Raw genomic sequence first — 17,029 nt, forward strand, 5'->3', positions numbered from 1 at the left:
GATTAATCTCTGAAACTATACAGAAAATATGAAGATTCTCAAAAAAAACGAGGCTCATATTTCCGTTTTAAGGCACCTATTTTATTTTACTAGAGTAATAGGTATCGAAACGATCTAAATCTACACAAGGTGCCATATAATTAATTTGAGAGCATTGATGCTCTGTTTGCCATTATTGGAAGGAGAAAGTTCTCATATAGAACGAGTTTAGAATCCAAACTATGAAAATATTATTTTCAGTAAGAAAATGGAATGTCTTCGTGAACCAGCATGATATTTCGAAATGATTAACACCAATATAGTGTGAAATTCATTAAAATCGACAGAGCGTTCTCAAAGATGAATCAAAAACGGCTTCCATATTCTCATTTTAAGGTGCTTATAATTTAAAACTATAGTAATAGGTATCTTAGAATCTAAATGAGCTGTATTGATCCAATAAGATCGTTTAATGAGATTCTATGTTTTTTAATGATATTCCGTCGCAATATAACGAAATATTCCGAATGTAACAAAGGACCTGTTTTGATACATTCGAAATCCCTTTAAATCAACGTTTATAAGCCTTATGAAAATCAAAAAACTTGGCTTTTTTTTGCGTCTTAACGTACAATATAAAGAGGGAAAAGGGGAGATGAATGACAGATGCAAAGGACCTCACAACGAATAAAAAATGTCCAGCCGATACGCCGGCTAGATCATATAGATAAGATGAAAAAGTCTCTATTAAAATATTGCAGCTACCGTGATTACATGATGTTCTCTATTGGAATCAACATCGGTCTACGGATTGGTGATCTCTTAAAATTACGCGTCCGGGATATATTGGAAGGGACGCATATTGTCATTGTTGAGCAAAAAACTGAAAAAATTAAACGTTTCATAGTCAACCCACAACTTCGTAAAGAAGTAAGAAAGTATGTAAAAAAAATGAAATTAAAAAATGATGACTATTTATTTCCTAGTCGCAAAGGCAATGGTCCCATAAGCAGGGTTCAAGCCTATCGTGTTTTGAATAAGGCCGCTGAAATGGCTGACATTCCAGACGTGGGGACACATACACTCCGAAAAACTTTCGGTTATCTCCATTATCAGAAGTTTAAGGATATAGCTTTGCTCCAACAAATCCTTAATCACTCTAATCCGAAAGACACCATGATATACATAGGACTCACTCAAGATTTGATGGATGAAACATTGATGGATTTTTATTTTTGAAAAAAGGGACCAGAAATGGTCTTTTTTTATATTGCCCATAATAGCATTATGTAAACAAGGTAAAATAGTGATAGAAAAATAAATAAATAGCAGTGATTCGTTACTAATTCGAAAGAGTAAAAACTTCTTAGCCTCTCACTATAGAAACTATCCAATTTAAAACTTATTTTATTCATATTAATTAGAAATCTTCCCAAACCGCCAAGTAAACGACAGTTTGGGACAGTGGTTCCCTTACTTATTAATATAAATAGAACGAACAATGGTGCGATTCACCATTTGACCAGTCATATTTTTTTCTTTTACATCGATCGTTAGATTATAGGTCCCCGATTTTGGGACGGCCGGAAGATTACCAAAGTAGGTACCTGAATTCACTTTATTAAGAGAACCCTTATTTTTAATTTCAACACCTTCTTCGTCTGTTAGGTGAACATCAAATGTTAATGGGTTGGTTAAGAGGTTGGTTTTGACAGGAGATTTAAGTACAAACTGTGCATCATTCTGCTTTACTTTCCCTGGCATTTCAAGAACAAGCGGCTCCTTGTCATCCACTTTTGCGGTAAGTAAATACGCATCTTGCTGGGCCTTTGTCTTCATTCTAATAATCCATTTTCCAGGTTCCATATTCGTTTGTTTTAAAGTGTGAATATAGGCACCTGCAAGAAAAGACATTTCTTCTTTAGAAGCCTGTGAAACTTGGAAGGTTGGATAAACCACTCCTGATGGAGAGATTAGTTCTATATCAACATCTGCAGTTGCCGTATAAATGGTTACTTCACCATCTTTAGTTGATTCATTCAAAGGGATAGGCTGTTCTATCCAATTATTTGATTGTAAAGGACCACCGTGGATAATTTGATTGTGTGTAGTCGAAATAATTTCTTCTTTGGCAGGCTGTTCACTTAAACTAGCAATCCCTGCAGTCGAGGAACTGCGTAGATAGGGTTCAATTCTTGAGAAAACAGCGGATCCTGTACGGATATTGTCATGATCATATTTGCTATCAGTAAAGAGATGGGTACCATAGGGTAATTTTGAACTCCACTCATTGACGAGCCCATCATTACTGCCATAGGATGATAAATACAGCCCTCCAATTGATAATGCAGACAGTGCTGGCCCCTGATTGGTACCGGTAAGCGTGTAGTATTTATTTTTCCTTGAATTTGCATGGTTATCGATGACAGAGCGAAATTCAGCCATCTGTCCAATTTGTAACGAAGCCGTTCCTTCATCATTTGCTCCAAGAAGAGAAGCTAGCCATCCCGCATACCAGCTGTTAGCCAAATCGGCTAAGTTGGAACCGTGGTGAGGGGAGGCAAGGGTTATAACTCGACCCACATATGGATGTGCTCCATATGTGACTAGTGCAGCTTGTGTATCTGGTCCCCCTTTACTATGAGCGATAATATTCACTTTTTTTCCACCAAAGTGTGCACTGATTTGACCAAGCTTAGTAGCTAATAGCCTCCCATTCTTATATTGACTGGAAGATCCATTTCCTGCTGCATCATAAAGCTGAACAAAAACCGTTTGATACCCCGCTTCGTATGCTTTTGTATACATATCATTGATTCCATGATATTCCGTTTCACCGTACCAACTGGTTGAAGATCCGTTCTTCCCTTGAACAAAAACGATGGGCGGCTTACTTGAGTTATAATTAGGAGGGGTGCTGCCTAGAAACCAATCACCAGGTGTAAAACTTTCACTGGGGGGCTTTAGCTTACCATAGGGCTCGATTTCTGCAGCTGAAGTTTTAGATGGACAATTCATAAACAAAAATAATGAAAATAGAAAAGTAACAAGAATGATTTGATACCATATTCTTTTCATACACATTCCTCCTTGTGCTTTATAATTTCCAAAACCAACCTTGACTCTTAAGTTTAAATTCAGGCGTCGCCTATGTTATTCCTTCAATTTTTAATAAAATGAGTGAATAAGTCTAGCTCATACCATCGAAGAATGAAGATAAACAGGATAAAGTAACTGATATGAGTGAAAAAAATGGTCCAAGAGGTATATAGGGGTTTTCTCCGTGATAAAATGTTGTTCGCGATGGGAGCAAATGTTTAGTTTACATAATATAGTTATGATAGATTAATTAAGAAGCAAAACAAAAAGATCAAGGAATTAATCTATTCCTTGGTCTTTTTGTTCTACTTAAGTCGAAATGAAGATTTACATTATTGCACCCTTTACGTCATAGTTTTCTAAATCAATGTCTAATTCCCTGTCAAGAGCAAGGTTCGCCAGTTGAGATCCAATATAAGGTCCCATTGTTAAACCAGAAGCACCAAGTCCATTGGCTACGATGATGCCATCCCAATCAGGAAGGGGGCCAATGACCGGAAGGAAGCCAGGGGTAAAGGGACGGAAGCCGACTCTTGCTTCAGTAAATGTACTCTCGGCTAAACCTGGCGCAGTATGTAAAGCTTTATCAAAAACCTCCTGCATACCTCCTGCCGTCATTCGGTAATCAAATTCCTCCATATTTTCATGAGTGGCTCCTGCTACAATTTTATTTTCATTGAAAGCTAATATGTATTGATCGCTAGGGGGCATTACGACAGGCCAGTTATTTGTGTTGCTATTTGGTAATGCTAGATGGATAATCTGCGCCTTTTGGAAGCTAACTTGAAAGTTTACTCCTAATGGTTCAAGTAAATGAGACGCCCATGCACCTGCACAGACAATTACTTTATCCGCAACCATGCTATTGCCTTCAACCATTACACCAGTTACAGAATTTTCTTCGAAGTTCAGTGAAGCATCACCATGAATCAATGTCGCTCCATTTTTTTGTGCCGCACGCAATAGACTATCTCGTAACGCGCGACCATCAACCCGTGCCGCACCACTTATATGAACCGCAGCATACTCATCCGAAAGTGGCGGGAAGAGAGCACGTGTTTCTTCCACACTGAGCATGGTGATATCACCAATTTCAGGAGCCTCTTCCTTACGCTTTGTCGCTCTTTTTTGCATGCCAATCAGTTTTTCTTCATCAGTATGTAAGCTGATGGCCCCTACTTTAGCGTAGCCTGTCTCTGTTTCCCCATCATTTTCAAGCTCTTTAATTAAACTTGGATAAAAGCGGGCCCCATTTTTAGCAAGATGGTACCATGCTTTATTACGTCTCTGCGATATCCAAGGACAAACGATACCTGCCGCAGCAGCGGTGGCTTGCCCATTATCTTGACGATCTATAATGACTACTTCAGCGCCTTTTTTCACAAGCTGGTAGGCAGTGGATGCGCCTAAAATCCCTGCACCTATTATAATGATTTTTTGCATATAAACATCCCATTTCTTTCATATGTGTAAACGTTCTTCTATAACTATAACGAAGACACTATCCGATTGCTACATCTTGAATGGTATTTGATTATTCACACAGTTATTTTATCTCTGTAAGTTATGCTATGATTAAGAGGAAAAGGCTTGAAAAGATATTAGGAGGACGAATACCGATGTTAAGAAAACAAATGGAAACATACATATCGAAGACTTTGAATGGAGATACGATTGAGTTATATACAGAAGAAAAGGCGTATGTAAAAAAGCATCAGTTGCTCGCTGATGATATAACTATAGAAGAAATCGAAAACACTACCCGCTTTACTGATGCTTATATCGAACTCAGTGATAAAGAAACCGAAGAATTGATTAAAGAAGAAACCGCTGCATTTCTAACACAGCCGCTTGAATACTTAAAAACGAATAAAAATGAATTCCTTTACTTTGAATCATCTTGGTTTGATTTAATTGGAGTTGAGGCGCTTTCTTTGGAAGTAGATGATGTATTCGGCACTTATAACGCCATGTTCGGGTTGAAATTCCAGAAAAAAATGGGAGACGCACTTAAAGCATATTTCAATCAAGAACTTCAAGGAGATATGGGAACATTCAGCATGATATTTAACCAAGGTGACGGGCTATGGGACGTTAATTTTGCCTTGAATGCTGTACAAGGATTTAAGGAAGAGATGACGTTAGGTGAAGCGTTCCAACTAATTTACCATTTTCTTTTTAACCTCAATGAAGCAATCGAAGAAGAACAATAAAATAGATGAATGACCCCCATCATTGTTTGATGGGGGTCTTCATGTGCATCCTTTTATTTTTATTGTCATAACCAAATTAAAGGAACTATTGAAAAAGTGCCGAATTAGTAAATAACATTGAATTCTTATTTAGTTCTCTTTTTATTTAATATAAAAAATCCAGAATTAGAAGGAGAGTAATTATATTTGCTGAATGAATTGGGAGTTACACAAGTGACGATTCCATTGCCTTTTAGGTTAGATCACGTGCATTGTTTTTTAGCCGAAGGAGCGAATGGGTGGACAATTATCGATGCAGGATTAAACAACCAAACAGCACGTGATATATGGAAACCGATAATCGAAAAACATGAAATAGGGGATATTATCCTTACTCATTATCATCCCGACCACTTTGGGTATGCAGGTCATTTACAACGGTTAACGGGTGCTGATGTGTGGATGACGGAAGTGGATGAAAAAGCAGGCACTACCTATTGGGAACCTGAAACACTCGATTTCCTGAAATCTAATTATGAATCATGCGGTATGGAAGAGGATTTAGCCCAAGCCTTATCTAGTGATGAAAGCAGCTTTATTCCAAAGGTAAAGCCCTATCCCACGGTTAACCATCATCTTGAGGAAGGAATGAAGATTTTATTTGGCAAGCTAGAGTATGAGGTGATTTTTACACCAGGACATTCAGACGGGTTAATTACTTTATACAATAAGGAAAACAGCATTCTTTTTTCTACTGACCATATATTGCCGAGAATCTCTCCAAACATATCTTATTGGTTTCAAGGAATCAGCAATCCGTTGGAGGCTTTTTTTACTTCCTTAAAGAAAATTCAGAAGTTACATGTAGACTATGTGATTCCTTCACATGGAAAGCCCTTCAAAGACGCAAATAAAAGAATTACGGAATTATTAGATCACCACCAAGAACGGTTACATGTAGCCTATGAAAATATGAAAGAACCGACCACTATACAAGCTGCTTGTAAGATTCTGTTCAAACACCTATCGACTCACGAATCTCGGTTTGCAATTGGGGAGACATTGGCTCACCTAGAGTATCTCCATTCCAAAGGAAAATGCCGAAAATATAAAAGAGATGGGATTTGGTATTACCAATCGATTTAATGATTAAGCTCATTTTATGAGCTTTTTTATCGTTTTGACCCAATATATTCAATATTAAAAAACTGCCAACATTGTTCTATCCCATTGTAATCTTACAATTGAAGTTGAGATTTACCATTATTCTTTTTTTGTTTCGAAGTTTATACTAATAATCAAGTGAAAGGAAGAGGGTACTCCGTGGACAAAGTATTATTTTGGGATAAAGCAAAGAAAGAACATTTCGTTAAAGAGCTTACTAATCAAATGAAAATTAAAAACCGGCTTTTAGGATTAATAATTTCGAATGTCGATAAAAAGACTAGTAGAGTGGAGAGCAATAATAAAGCTTTTAAATATGAACAACAAATAATCATGTTACAAAAGATGGCGGATCTTTGCAGAGGAATCAGAGGAAGAGAGGATATTAAACAACTTAATCTGCTGATCGATACGTATAATTCTTTAAGTTAGGAAAATAGGACAGCACTAAGAGATGGAGATTATTCATACTCATTAAAAATATGAATATATGGCGTTATTTACATGACGGGGTATCGTAATATGATGGAAAGTGTTATATAATTATATTATTCAGAAAATTTAAAGTTGATTCTCTGTCACTAATTAGTTGGGAGTTTTGAGAATGAAGAACAGGCATTTGAATACCGCAACAGGAGTTTATATGAATTATTTCTTGCTTGGTATGGTGAATATCATGCTGGCATCGAATATGTCTTATTTATCGGAGCAATGGGATACGGATAGTGCTGGTATTAGTTATATTATTGCTGCTATCGGAGTAGGGAAATTGCTTACATATGCCTATACTGGTTATTTATCAGATAAAATCGGGCGGAAACCGCTAGTCTATGCCTCTGCATTCGGTATGGGCATTTTTCTAATCGGGATTCCCCTGTCCCCGAGTTATCAATTGGCTTTTGTTTTTGCAATACTCGCAGGTGTTGCCAATTCATCGATGGATGCCGGTTCATATCCGGGTCTGATCGAGATTTTTCCTAATTCAGCTGGCTCTGCTAGTGTTTTAGTTAAAGCCTTTATGTCTGCAGGAGCATTCCTTCTTCCTTTCATGATTCTATTTATCTCAGATCATGATATGTTTTACGGATACGCCTTCTTTATACCTGCTGCTATTTATTTAATCAATATGCTATTTTTATTTACTGTATCTTTCCCGAGTAACCCAAAAGGTAATGCCAGCATTTCCGAGAATAATACAAAGAAGAGCAAGTTCAAAGGGAAACCGGTGTTGAGGAAAGAGGGATTTGCCCTTATTTTAATTGGGTTTACATCGACTGGCTTGTTCACCGTTTCCCAAATATGGCTTCCATCATATGGACAGGAAGCGGTAGGCATGAGTATGGCCAATTCAATAAAACTATTAAGTTATTATAGTTTGGGTGCTCTCATTTCCGTTTTGGTTCTATCTGTATTGCTAAAGAAATTTTTACAACCAATTACCGTCATCATGGTTTATCCGATTATTACCTTTATTTCTATTTTGACGATCCTTTTAGTTAAGATACCTATCATCGTGTCCATTACAGCCTTTTTTATTGGCCTTTCTACTGCAGGCGTTTTCCAATTAGCCATTACAATTATGACTGAATTCTTTTGGGAGAAAAAAGGGACCGTTACAGGATTTGTTGCAACCGCAGCTGGATTGGCATCAATTGTCATGCCGCTTATCACAGGGATGATGTCGAAAAGTGGGAATATATCTATCATATTCATTTTCGATGCTTTTCTCTCAATAATAGGTTTTATTTCTGCGGTGTATGTCTATTATCGCCATGGTCAGTTGGTAGACAAGAACAAGAAACCTGAAGAGGAAAAAGTGGATTTTCGTTTAAATGCCTAATTCTTGATATATATATGAAAAGGGTCTCTCGTCGGGAGGCCCTTTTCTTTTATGAAAATAAAGTGTAGGAGTAGACGTTATTGTGTGGCTATTTTTTCTTTTACTTCGTGCATGATATTTTCCAACGAAGTTACGATGCCTTTTTCATCTTTATAGCTAATATGCTTTGGTTGAAAATCGACAGGTGAATCTAAACCAGCAGCAGCCGATATACGAAAAAGACCTTTTCGTAAAGTGACAAGAAAGTTAACGACCCGGTACTTCTTTTCGTCAATGACCAGTGCCTTTTGCAAGTCTGGGTCAGTTGTCGCTACTCCGACTGGACATGCGTTGGATTGACATTTCATTGTCTGTATACAACCAATCGCTATCATGAATCCCCGGGCAATATTGACCAAATCAGCTCCCATGGCTAAAGCAATTGCTATCCGATCCGGGGTGAATAATTTTCCTGAGGCAATGATTTTAACCTGATTCCTTACTCCATATTTCTCAAGGGTTGATACAAGAATGGGTAACGCCGATTTAATAGGCAATCCTACGCTATCAATCAATTCCTGATATGAAGCTCCCGTACCGCCTTCCCCACCATCCAATGAAATGAAATCAGGCCCTTTTCCAGTATCTTTCATATATTTAGCCAATTCCTCGACACTATCATTTCCCCCGATGACCATCTTGATTCCTACTGGTATCCCTGTATGATTCCTGATTTTTTCAATGAATTCACATAAAGTACCTACATCACTAAATTGATGAAAACGATTCGGGCTATCTATCGATTTATAAGGCTCAACTTTTCGTATTTCGGCAATTTCAGGATTTACCTTTTCTGCATCGATATGTCCTCCGCGAGTTTTAGCTCCTTGAGCTAATTTTATTTCAAATGCCTTGATTTGTGGAATTTCGCTTTTCCTTTTCAGTTCATCCCAATCCATCTCACCAAACTTATCCCGTACGCCAAACATTGCGGGGCCGATTTGCATGATGATATCCACTCCACCTTCTAAATGATAAGGAGACAAACCACCTTCACCCGTGTTCATCCAAGTACCTTTAGCCATGCCTAACCCTTCAGACAAAGCTGTAATAGCATTCTTACCCAGAGATCCATAGCTCATCGCAGACATTCCGATAAGACCTTTTAATTTAAATGGGTATTTTACGTTTGGGCCTATAACTACCGTATCATTGTCGTGCAATAAAAAGGCAAGTGATTCTTCATCTTCCCATTTTTCCTCTCTTTGCGAAAAGAGAGGATCTTTTAGGAGGATATACCTTTTGGTTTTCACTTTTGTTTCCCTATCGTATTTCTCTTCTTCGGCTAGTTTTGGGAACATACTATTTCGAACAAAAAGACCTTCCTCATCAAAATCACGTTTTGAACCAAACCCTACCACATCTCTTAAATATTTAGAACCTTTAACCATATGCTCGTATTCATCACGGGAAAAAGGTTTCCCTTCATTATCACTGTTAAACCAATATTGCCGCATTTCTGGTCCGATTTTTTCCAAGAAATAGCGAACCCTTCCGAGTACGGGATAGTTTCTAAGTATTGCATGATGCTTCTGGTTTCGGTCAAAGAAAATCATGTAAATCAACATCAGGACAGCCATAATTATAATGATAAAGACAAGAGCGAATCCCAAGATAATCAAAAGATTGGCTATGACATCCATTTTACCCCTCCTATATGCAGAACTATATCGTTTAATCTACGCGGTCCTTCCTGCATTTATACAATTATCCAATGGGGGCACATGCGCTTCATTTTTTCCTCATGGTCCCCGTTTACTGCGTGATTCAATAGAAGAAGGAATAATCCGTCTATTAAGTTTATAATTAACTGTATATATAAACCGCTTAGGAAGGAGATGGAATTATGAAAATCGTTCTTGCACCAGATTCCTTTAAAGGAAGTTTGACGGCCCCTGAGGTGGCACAGGCAATGGAGCGTGGCGTTAAAAGGGTTTTGCCTGCGGCAGAAACAGTAGTAGTCCCCATGGCTGATGGCGGTGAGGGAACGATGGAAAGTCTAATAGCTGCGACACATGGTCAAAGAGTTGACGTACTAGTAAATGGACCACTATTAAACAAAGTACAAGCTGCCTATGGGGTTTTAGGAGATGAAGAAACCTGTGTAGTCGAAATGGCTTCTGCATCCGGTATATGTCTAGTTGAACCCAATAAGCTGAATCCTTTAATTGCGACGACTTATGGAACGGGTGAGCTTATTCATCAAGCGCTAAATGACGGGTATCGAAAATTCATATTAGCCATCGGTGGTAGCGCCACAAATGATGCTGGTGTCGGTATGCTCCAAGCGTTAGGGCTGAAGGTTTTAGATAAAGAAGGGGTAGAAATCGGATATGGAGGAGCGGAACTATCACGCATTACAGCGATTGAGATGCATGATTTCGATCCAAGAATAGCTGAATGTGAATTCATCATTGCTACAGATGTCCAAAATCCGTTGATTGGAGCCGATGGGGCAACTAAAGTATTCGGTCCGCAAAAAGGGGCAACCCCAGACATGGTTGAAATGTTGGAAGAGGCTTTATCGACCTGGGCGGATCTGGTGGAAATCAAGACAGGTGTCCAATTACACCATAAAGCAGGGGCTGGTGCAGCGGGTGGGATTGGTGGTGCCTTTCAAGCTTTCTTTCCTTCTAAAACGAGAAGAGGCGTCGATATCGTCATGGAATATTCAAGTCTTATAGAAAAGTTATCGGGAGCACAATGTGTTTTTACTGGAGAGGGACAAATCGATGTTCAAACGACATCAGGGAAGACGCCAATGGGAGTGGCTGAAGAAGCGAAGAAACTAAGAATCCCTGTATTTGCCCTAGCAGGCTCAATAGGCAAAGGAGTTGATGCTTTATATCAACATGGATTTACAAGTGTGCATAGCCTTGTCAACGAACCTATGTCACTACAAGAAGCTATGGAACGTGGAGCTGAACTGTTAGAGATGCTGACTGAACAAGTTCTGCGTACCTTTATTGCTTCTTCTGGACAGTAATTATTAACATGAGGGATTGAGAAAATATAGTGGAAATTTCTTAAACACAGTGTACTTGCTGTGTTTTTTTATCGTATGCCAGATAAGAACATAGCCTTATAGAACATTCCTTTTCACATCCGGTGGGTCTAAAAAGTTCCTGAATCCTCGATGGGATGATTGTACATACTTAGTTGCATACGAATGTATTTGGTTTGGAAGCACATTCTATACATAACTCGTTAAGAACACATGATGAATGAAGAGGTGAGTTGATGGAAGAACCAATTGTAACGGTTAGGAATGTATCAAAGATCTTCGGTAAGTCTCCAAAAGCAGCCATCGATTTATTGGAGAAAGGGAAATCCAAAAAGGAAATTTTAAAAGAAACTGGTCAAACAGTTGGTGTCAATAAAGTGAACTTCGAAATCTATCCGGGTGAAATCTTCGTGATCATGGGGCTATCTGGAAGCGGGAAGTCCACCTTAATTCGAATGTTCAATCGTTTAATTTCACCTACTAGGGGAGAAATCCTCATCAATAATGAAGACATTGTTAAAATGAATGCTTCTCGTTTAAGGGAAGTTAGACGAAAAAAAATTAGTATGGTGTTTCAAAACTTTGCTTTATTCCCTCATAAAACGATCTTGGAAAACACCGAGTTTGGATTAGAAATACAAAAAGTGCCGGTAGAAGAACGAGAAAAAAGGGCGATGCAATCCCTAGAGGTTGTGGGACTAAAAGGGTATGAAAATCAGGTACCCTCCCAATTGAGCGGTGGGATGCAGCAACGTGTCGGCTTAGCCCGGGCACTTGCTAGCCATACTGATATCATCTTAATGGATGAAGCATTCAGTGCGCTTGACCCGCTAATTCGAAAAGATATGCAAGATGAATTACTTGAGATACAAGACCAATTTAAGAAAACCATCATTTTCATCACACATGATTTGGATGAAGCTTTACGGATTGGTGATAGAATCGCATTGATGAAGGATGGAAGCGTCATCCAGCTCGGGACACCTGAACAGATCATGATGAACCCTGCAAATGAATACGTTGAGAAATTCGTTGAAGATGTAGATTTATCGAAGGTATTAACCGCTTCCCATGTTATGAAAAGAGCAGAGAAAATCAGTGTGGACCGTGGTCCAAGGGTTGCACTGGAAATTATGCGGAAGCAAGGATATTCAAGTATCTTTGTAGTAGATCGAAGGCTAAGGTTATTGGGCGCCATTACAGCTGAGCAGGCCCTTAAAGCTATAGACAGCCATCAACCTATATCAGAGGTCATGACAACTGATATACCGCTAGCTAAGGAAGACCAATTACTCATTGAAATACTAGATGTGATGTCCACTTCAACACTTCCGATATCTGTAGTCGATGAAGAGAAAAGATTGAAAGGAGTCATTATCCGTGGAGCCGTCATTGGTGCTTTGGCTGGTAATAAAGATTCCTTGAACGAGATGGAAGTGAATACATGAATATCACAAGAATCCCATTAGGCACTTGGGTTGATAAAATAGTTGATTGGATCACCATCACATTCGCTGGTTTATTCTCTTTTCTAACACGATTAATCGAAGGGATTTTAAATATCCTTGTTGATGCTTTGAGTATAGGGCCACCACTGGTTTTAATTATATTTTTGACGCTTTTAGTTGCCTATACGAGTAAATGGAAGTTAGGCCTTTTTACAGTATTAGCCCTCCTGTTAATCGATAATCTGGGTTATTGGGAAGCTAGTGTCCAAACTTTGGCCCTCGTTCTTTCATCGGCGATCTTAACGATTGCGATTGGTATTCCGATAGGGACTTGGGCTGCCCAAAGTCCTACTGCGAGAAAAATCATCATTCCAACTCTGGATTTCATGCAGACAATGCCAGCTTTCGTATATTTGATTCCAGCCATCTTATTTTTTGGAATTGGGGTTGTTCCTGGTATTTTCGCTTCGATTATCTTTGCAGTTGCACCGACAATTCGCTTAACCAATCTTGGCATACAGGAAGTTCCGAAAGATTTAATTGAAGCTTCTGATGCGTTCGGTTCAACAAATAATCAAAAATTACTCAAAGTTCAATTACCATTGGCTGCTCCAACCATTTTTGCCGGCATTAATCAAAGCATTATGTTAGCTCTCTCCATGGTTGTTATAGCTTCCTTGGTAGGAGCACCAGGTCTAGGTGCAGAAGTTTATCGTGCTGTAGCTCAGATCAAAGTAGGACAAGGGTTTGAAGCGGGTTTGTCTATTGTCATAATCGCCGTTATCCTAGACCGAATTACACAAAACCTACGAAATCCTGCCTATACGAATTTTTTGAGTAAACGAATCGTCTTCTCAGTTTTTGGTGTCTTGTTTCTAGGTGCCTGTATTTTTGCTTCTTTACAAGGAGAGAACCCTTCCGAGGAGAATTCAGGTAGTGTAGGCAGTCTGACCGATTATGAAATTATCGGTATTGACCCAGGAGCAGGAATCATGAAATCCACCAAAAAGGCTATGGAAGATTATAACCTGGATGATTGGACCCTTGTTGAAGGATCATCAGCTGCCATGACCGCTGAATTGAAAAAGGCTTATGGCAATAAAGAACCCATCATTGTAACTGGCTGGACGCCGCACTGGATGTTTCAATCATTCGACTTAAAATATCTTGAAGATCCCAAAAACTCCTATGGTAAAGATGAAGACATTCATACCATTACTAGAAAAGGCCTTGAAAAGGATGCGAAAGGAGCCCATACCGTACTGGATCAATTCTTCTGGAAATCGAGTGATATGGAAGAAGTGATGGCAGATACAGCAACTGGAATCGAACCCGAAGAAGCTGCAGAAAAATGGATAGCAGCACATCCAAAACAAGTAGCAGAGTGGACAGACGGGGCACAAAAAGGAAATGGAGAAAGTATCAGTCTGGTTTACGTAGCATGGGAATCAGAAATCGCTAGCACCCATGTAATTGGAAAGGTTCTGGAACAACAAGGGTTCAAGGTTACTTTACAGCAAGTAGAGATAGGTCCTATGTTCGCAGGAATCGCAAATGGTAGCGCTGATGCTATGGTTGCCGCCTGGTTACCAACCACTTCAGCTGAATATTACGAAGAATACAAAGAAGATATTGTAGATCTTGGGCCAAACTTGAAAGGTACGAAACTCGGGTTAGTGGTACCAACCTATATGGATATCGATTCTATTGAAGAATTAAATGACTAAAGAAAAGGGATTCTCATTTTGGGGATCCCTTTTTGCATTAGACTATTTGAAGCAGAATGTAAGGTAACAAAACCAAAATGGTGAATATTGTTTATACTTTTGTGCAGATTAGGACATTTACTTAGGCAGTCTATAAAATTTTCCTATATTAACATAAAGAAAAGGGTATACTAGATAGATAAGAATATATATATTCTTAGTAACACATGTAAGAATGGTTTCATTTAGTCAGAACTTGATTCTTACATACAGACAGAAGGAGAATTGATACGTTTGAATAATAAAGAAGCAAATGCAATCGAATTACCAGCAAATTATGAGGAATTAAAAAAATCGGCACACCGTACTGCGAACTGGAGAGAACGGTTAGATGCTATCGAAGAGTTAGGACAGCTGAAAAACCAACAAGTTATTGATATTCTAACACATATTATGAATAACGATGCTGTATATAAAGTACAAGAGGCAGCCTACCGTCAATTAAAAGGTTTAGGTGAAGATGTCCAGTTACCCGCAAAGAAAAAAGGTGAATTGTTTAAAGGGGTAACCAAAGTCTTGGTAAGAATTAAAAAGAGCTTACCTGAAGGCCATACGTATAACGAGTTCAAAGAGAAGTTCAAAAAGATGAGAATTGATATATATGATGCCTACGAAGGCGAAAAGGGAGCCGACTTCGATAAGTGGCTTCAGTCTACCTGGGAAGGGTTATCGAAAAAGTAATTCGATTTAGTTTCATAGTATAGGGAAAAGGAGCAATCATTTTGCTCCTTTTTCTTATGCATACATATTAGATTGAATATGCATCTCGTAACATATTCTAAATATTCATAAACCATTGAAAGGCCTAATCTCCTAGAGCTTGTACATCGAATCATAAAAGTAGTAATCCTACTTTCTCCACTAAGATTCATTTTTTTCATAACTCAACATAATGATAGTAATACCCTATTTGAATTCATACATGACCGGGGGAGGATCATGAATCAACTATTCGAAATCTTGGAAGAAGTGCAAAACACTTCTATGGAGTGTGTCTTAGCAACAATTATTCAGGTGAAAGGTTCGGCATACTTGCGTGAAGGTACCTCGATGCTCATAAAAAAAGATGGCACATTCACAGGCATTATTAGTGCTGGTTGTTTGGAAACCGATTTATTGCATCATTCTCAAAGAATATTTGAAAGTAAAAAAGCGGAAACCATCGTCTATAACATGGAAAATAATGAAGATTTGGATTGGGGAGTATCTACAGGTTGTAATGGAATCTTATATATTTTACTTGAATATGTAGATCATAAGTTAAAAGAAAATCTTTTATGTATCAACGACACAATCACCAAGGGTAAGGATAGCATTTATCAAAGAGTACTAAGTAATGAATGGAACTTATCAGAATCCTATTTTTCACCAGAAGATTCATTCAAAGACGAATCGCTTAGATATAGTCAAACATCTAATTATGTATTTACTCAAAAGTTCTCGCCAAAACCTCGATTAATTATCTTTGGTGCTGGAGCAGATGCACATCCAGTTGTTTCTTTAGCTTCCCAAACCGGATTCTCGGTTACAGTTTGTGATTGGAGAGAATCACTTTGTAACGAACATAATATACCTGAAGCGGATAAGTATATAATTGGCTTCCCAAAAGAAATTGAGAAACAAATTTCCTTCAAAAAAGACGATTATGTCATTATGATGACCCATAACTTTCAGAGAGATAAGGAAATCCTTTCTTTTGTTAAAGATGAGTCATTATTCTATTTAGGCATTTTAGGTTCAAGAAAGCGAACGGCAAGTCTATTTGATGATGAAATCCCTAAGAATATACATGCACCCATTGGTTTATCGATCGGAGCTGTAGGACCATATGAGATTGCAGTAAGTATCATAGCTGAACTAATTCATATAAAAACAAGGAAGACCAGTCAATGAGAATTTCCGGTATATACTTGGCTGCTGGTAATAGTTATCGTATGGGAACAAATAAATTAACCTTAACATTAGGTAATAAAGAAATAGGTAGATGGGGTTTAGAAAAGGCCCTCGATTCAAATCTGGATGATATTATCCTCATTTCTCAACACCAAAATCGACTAGACTTATCTGGATTATGCACCCAAAAAGTAATGGAAGTAGAAGTTACCAAATCTAATGCGGGACAATCTCACTCACTTAAAGTCGGTATAGAACAAGCGAACATCTTACATTCGGATGCAGTCATCATTTTACTTGCCGATCAACCTTTTATTACGACAGATATGATAAATCAACTCATTAAAATATATAAACAAAAACCTACTACCTCCTTTGTTGCCTCTAGTTTTCTTGATATTATCCAGCCACCCATTCTTTTAGATAACCAGCTTTTTTCCAAGATACTTCACTTAACAGGAGATCAAGGTGCAAAAAAGATATTGAAGGAGCAAATGGAGCAAGGAATTCTTTTACCCTTTAATGACGAAAAACTGTTTACTGACATTGATTATATGGATGAGTACTTGTTTTGGAAAAAACACGTAGAATCAAACAGATAATGA

General features: G+C 38.2%; 14 protein-coding genes. 11 read left to right on the forward strand and 3 right to left on the reverse strand.

Going from position 1 to position 17,029, the window contains the following annotated elements:
* Positions 1-645: 645 nt before the first annotated feature.
* Positions 646-1,218: a tyrosine-type recombinase/integrase gene (locus ACIQXQ_RS18515; RefSeq protein ID WP_402873024.1), complete on the forward strand. Its 573-nt coding sequence runs from the start codon at positions 646-648 to the stop codon at positions 1,216-1,218.
* Between the two features lie 234 nt (positions 1,219-1,452).
* Here the strand turns inward: ACIQXQ_RS18515 and ACIQXQ_RS18520 are convergent, their stop codons facing one another.
* Both ACIQXQ_RS18520 and ACIQXQ_RS18525 read right to left on the reverse strand, forming a co-directional pair.
* The gene (locus tag ACIQXQ_RS18520) at positions 1,453-3,057 is read right to left on the reverse strand and encodes an esterase/lipase family protein (protein ID WP_402959398.1); all 1,605 of its coding nucleotides are present in this window, start codon (positions 3,055-3,057) and stop codon (positions 1,453-1,455) included.
* A 348-nt stretch (positions 3,058-3,405) separates the two neighbouring features.
* Positions 3,406-4,521, reverse strand: coding sequence for an NAD(P)/FAD-dependent oxidoreductase (locus tag ACIQXQ_RS18525; RefSeq protein WP_402959400.1), 1,116 nt, complete (start codon positions 4,519-4,521; stop codon positions 3,406-3,408).
* Between the two features lie 176 nt (positions 4,522-4,697).
* On the opposite strand from ACIQXQ_RS18525, the gene ACIQXQ_RS18530 reads away from it, so the two are divergent.
* From ACIQXQ_RS18530 to ACIQXQ_RS18545, 4 genes are all read left to right on the forward strand, one after another.
* Positions 4,698-5,291 (forward strand): branched-chain amino acid aminotransferase, encoded by a 594-nt coding sequence (locus ACIQXQ_RS18530; RefSeq protein ID WP_402959402.1) that lies wholly within the window; start codon positions 4,698-4,700, stop codon positions 5,289-5,291.
* A 186-nt stretch (positions 5,292-5,477) separates the two neighbouring features.
* The gene (locus tag ACIQXQ_RS18535; RefSeq protein WP_402959404.1) at positions 5,478-6,416 is read left to right on the forward strand and encodes an MBL fold metallo-hydrolase; all 939 of its coding nucleotides are present in this window, start codon (positions 5,478-5,480) and stop codon (positions 6,414-6,416) included.
* A gap of 177 nt (positions 6,417-6,593) precedes the next feature.
* Entirely contained in the window at positions 6,594-6,866 is a 273-nt protein-coding gene (locus ACIQXQ_RS18540) for a hypothetical protein (RefSeq protein ID WP_402873015.1), read from the forward strand.
* A gap of 172 nt (positions 6,867-7,038) precedes the next feature.
* Positions 7,039-8,274: an MFS transporter gene (locus tag ACIQXQ_RS18545; protein WP_402959406.1), complete on the forward strand. Its 1,236-nt coding sequence runs from the start codon at positions 7,039-7,041 to the stop codon at positions 8,272-8,274.
* A gap of 77 nt (positions 8,275-8,351) precedes the next feature.
* Here ACIQXQ_RS18545 and ACIQXQ_RS18550 read toward each other — a convergent pair whose 3' ends face one another.
* Positions 8,352-9,956 carry an FMN-binding glutamate synthase family protein gene (locus tag ACIQXQ_RS18550; RefSeq protein ID WP_402873010.1) on the reverse strand — a complete coding sequence of 535 codons (1,605 nt, stop codon included), beginning with the start codon at positions 9,954-9,956 and terminating at the stop codon, positions 8,352-8,354.
* Between the two features lie 203 nt (positions 9,957-10,159).
* On the opposite strand from ACIQXQ_RS18550, the gene ACIQXQ_RS18555 reads away from it, so the two are divergent.
* From ACIQXQ_RS18555 to ACIQXQ_RS18580, 6 genes are all read left to right on the forward strand, one after another.
* Positions 10,160-11,299, forward strand: coding sequence for a glycerate kinase (locus ACIQXQ_RS18555; protein ID WP_402959408.1), 1,140 nt, complete (start codon positions 10,160-10,162; stop codon positions 11,297-11,299).
* A 254-nt stretch (positions 11,300-11,553) separates the two neighbouring features.
* Positions 11,554-12,765 carry a quaternary amine ABC transporter ATP-binding protein gene (locus tag ACIQXQ_RS18560; RefSeq protein WP_402873005.1) on the forward strand — a complete coding sequence of 404 codons (1,212 nt, stop codon included), beginning with the start codon at positions 11,554-11,556 and terminating at the stop codon, positions 12,763-12,765.
* Complete coding sequence (locus ACIQXQ_RS18565; RefSeq protein WP_402959410.1) at positions 12,762-14,492, forward strand: glycine betaine ABC transporter substrate-binding protein; 1,731 nt, start codon at positions 12,762-12,764, stop codon at positions 14,490-14,492. The genes ACIQXQ_RS18560 and ACIQXQ_RS18565 overlap by 4 nt, the downstream gene beginning before the upstream one ends.
* 273 nt (positions 14,493-14,765) lie before the next feature.
* Positions 14,766-15,212 carry a HEAT repeat domain-containing protein gene (locus ACIQXQ_RS18570; protein ID WP_402959413.1) on the forward strand — a complete coding sequence of 149 codons (447 nt, stop codon included), beginning with the start codon at positions 14,766-14,768 and terminating at the stop codon, positions 15,210-15,212.
* A 258-nt stretch (positions 15,213-15,470) separates the two neighbouring features.
* Positions 15,471-16,424, forward strand: a complete 954-nt coding sequence (locus ACIQXQ_RS18575) for an XdhC family protein (RefSeq protein WP_402959415.1) — start codon at positions 15,471-15,473, stop codon at positions 16,422-16,424.
* Entirely contained in the window at positions 16,421-17,026 is a 606-nt protein-coding gene (locus tag ACIQXQ_RS18580; RefSeq protein WP_402959417.1) for a nucleotidyltransferase family protein, read from the forward strand. Before ACIQXQ_RS18575 ends, ACIQXQ_RS18580 begins: the two co-directional genes overlap by 4 nt.
* Positions 17,027-17,029 lie beyond the last annotated feature (3 nt).

The organism is Peribacillus sp. NPDC097198 (assembly GCF_044762055.1).
Taxonomy (GTDB): Bacteria; Bacillota; Bacilli; order Bacillales; family DSM-1321; genus Peribacillus.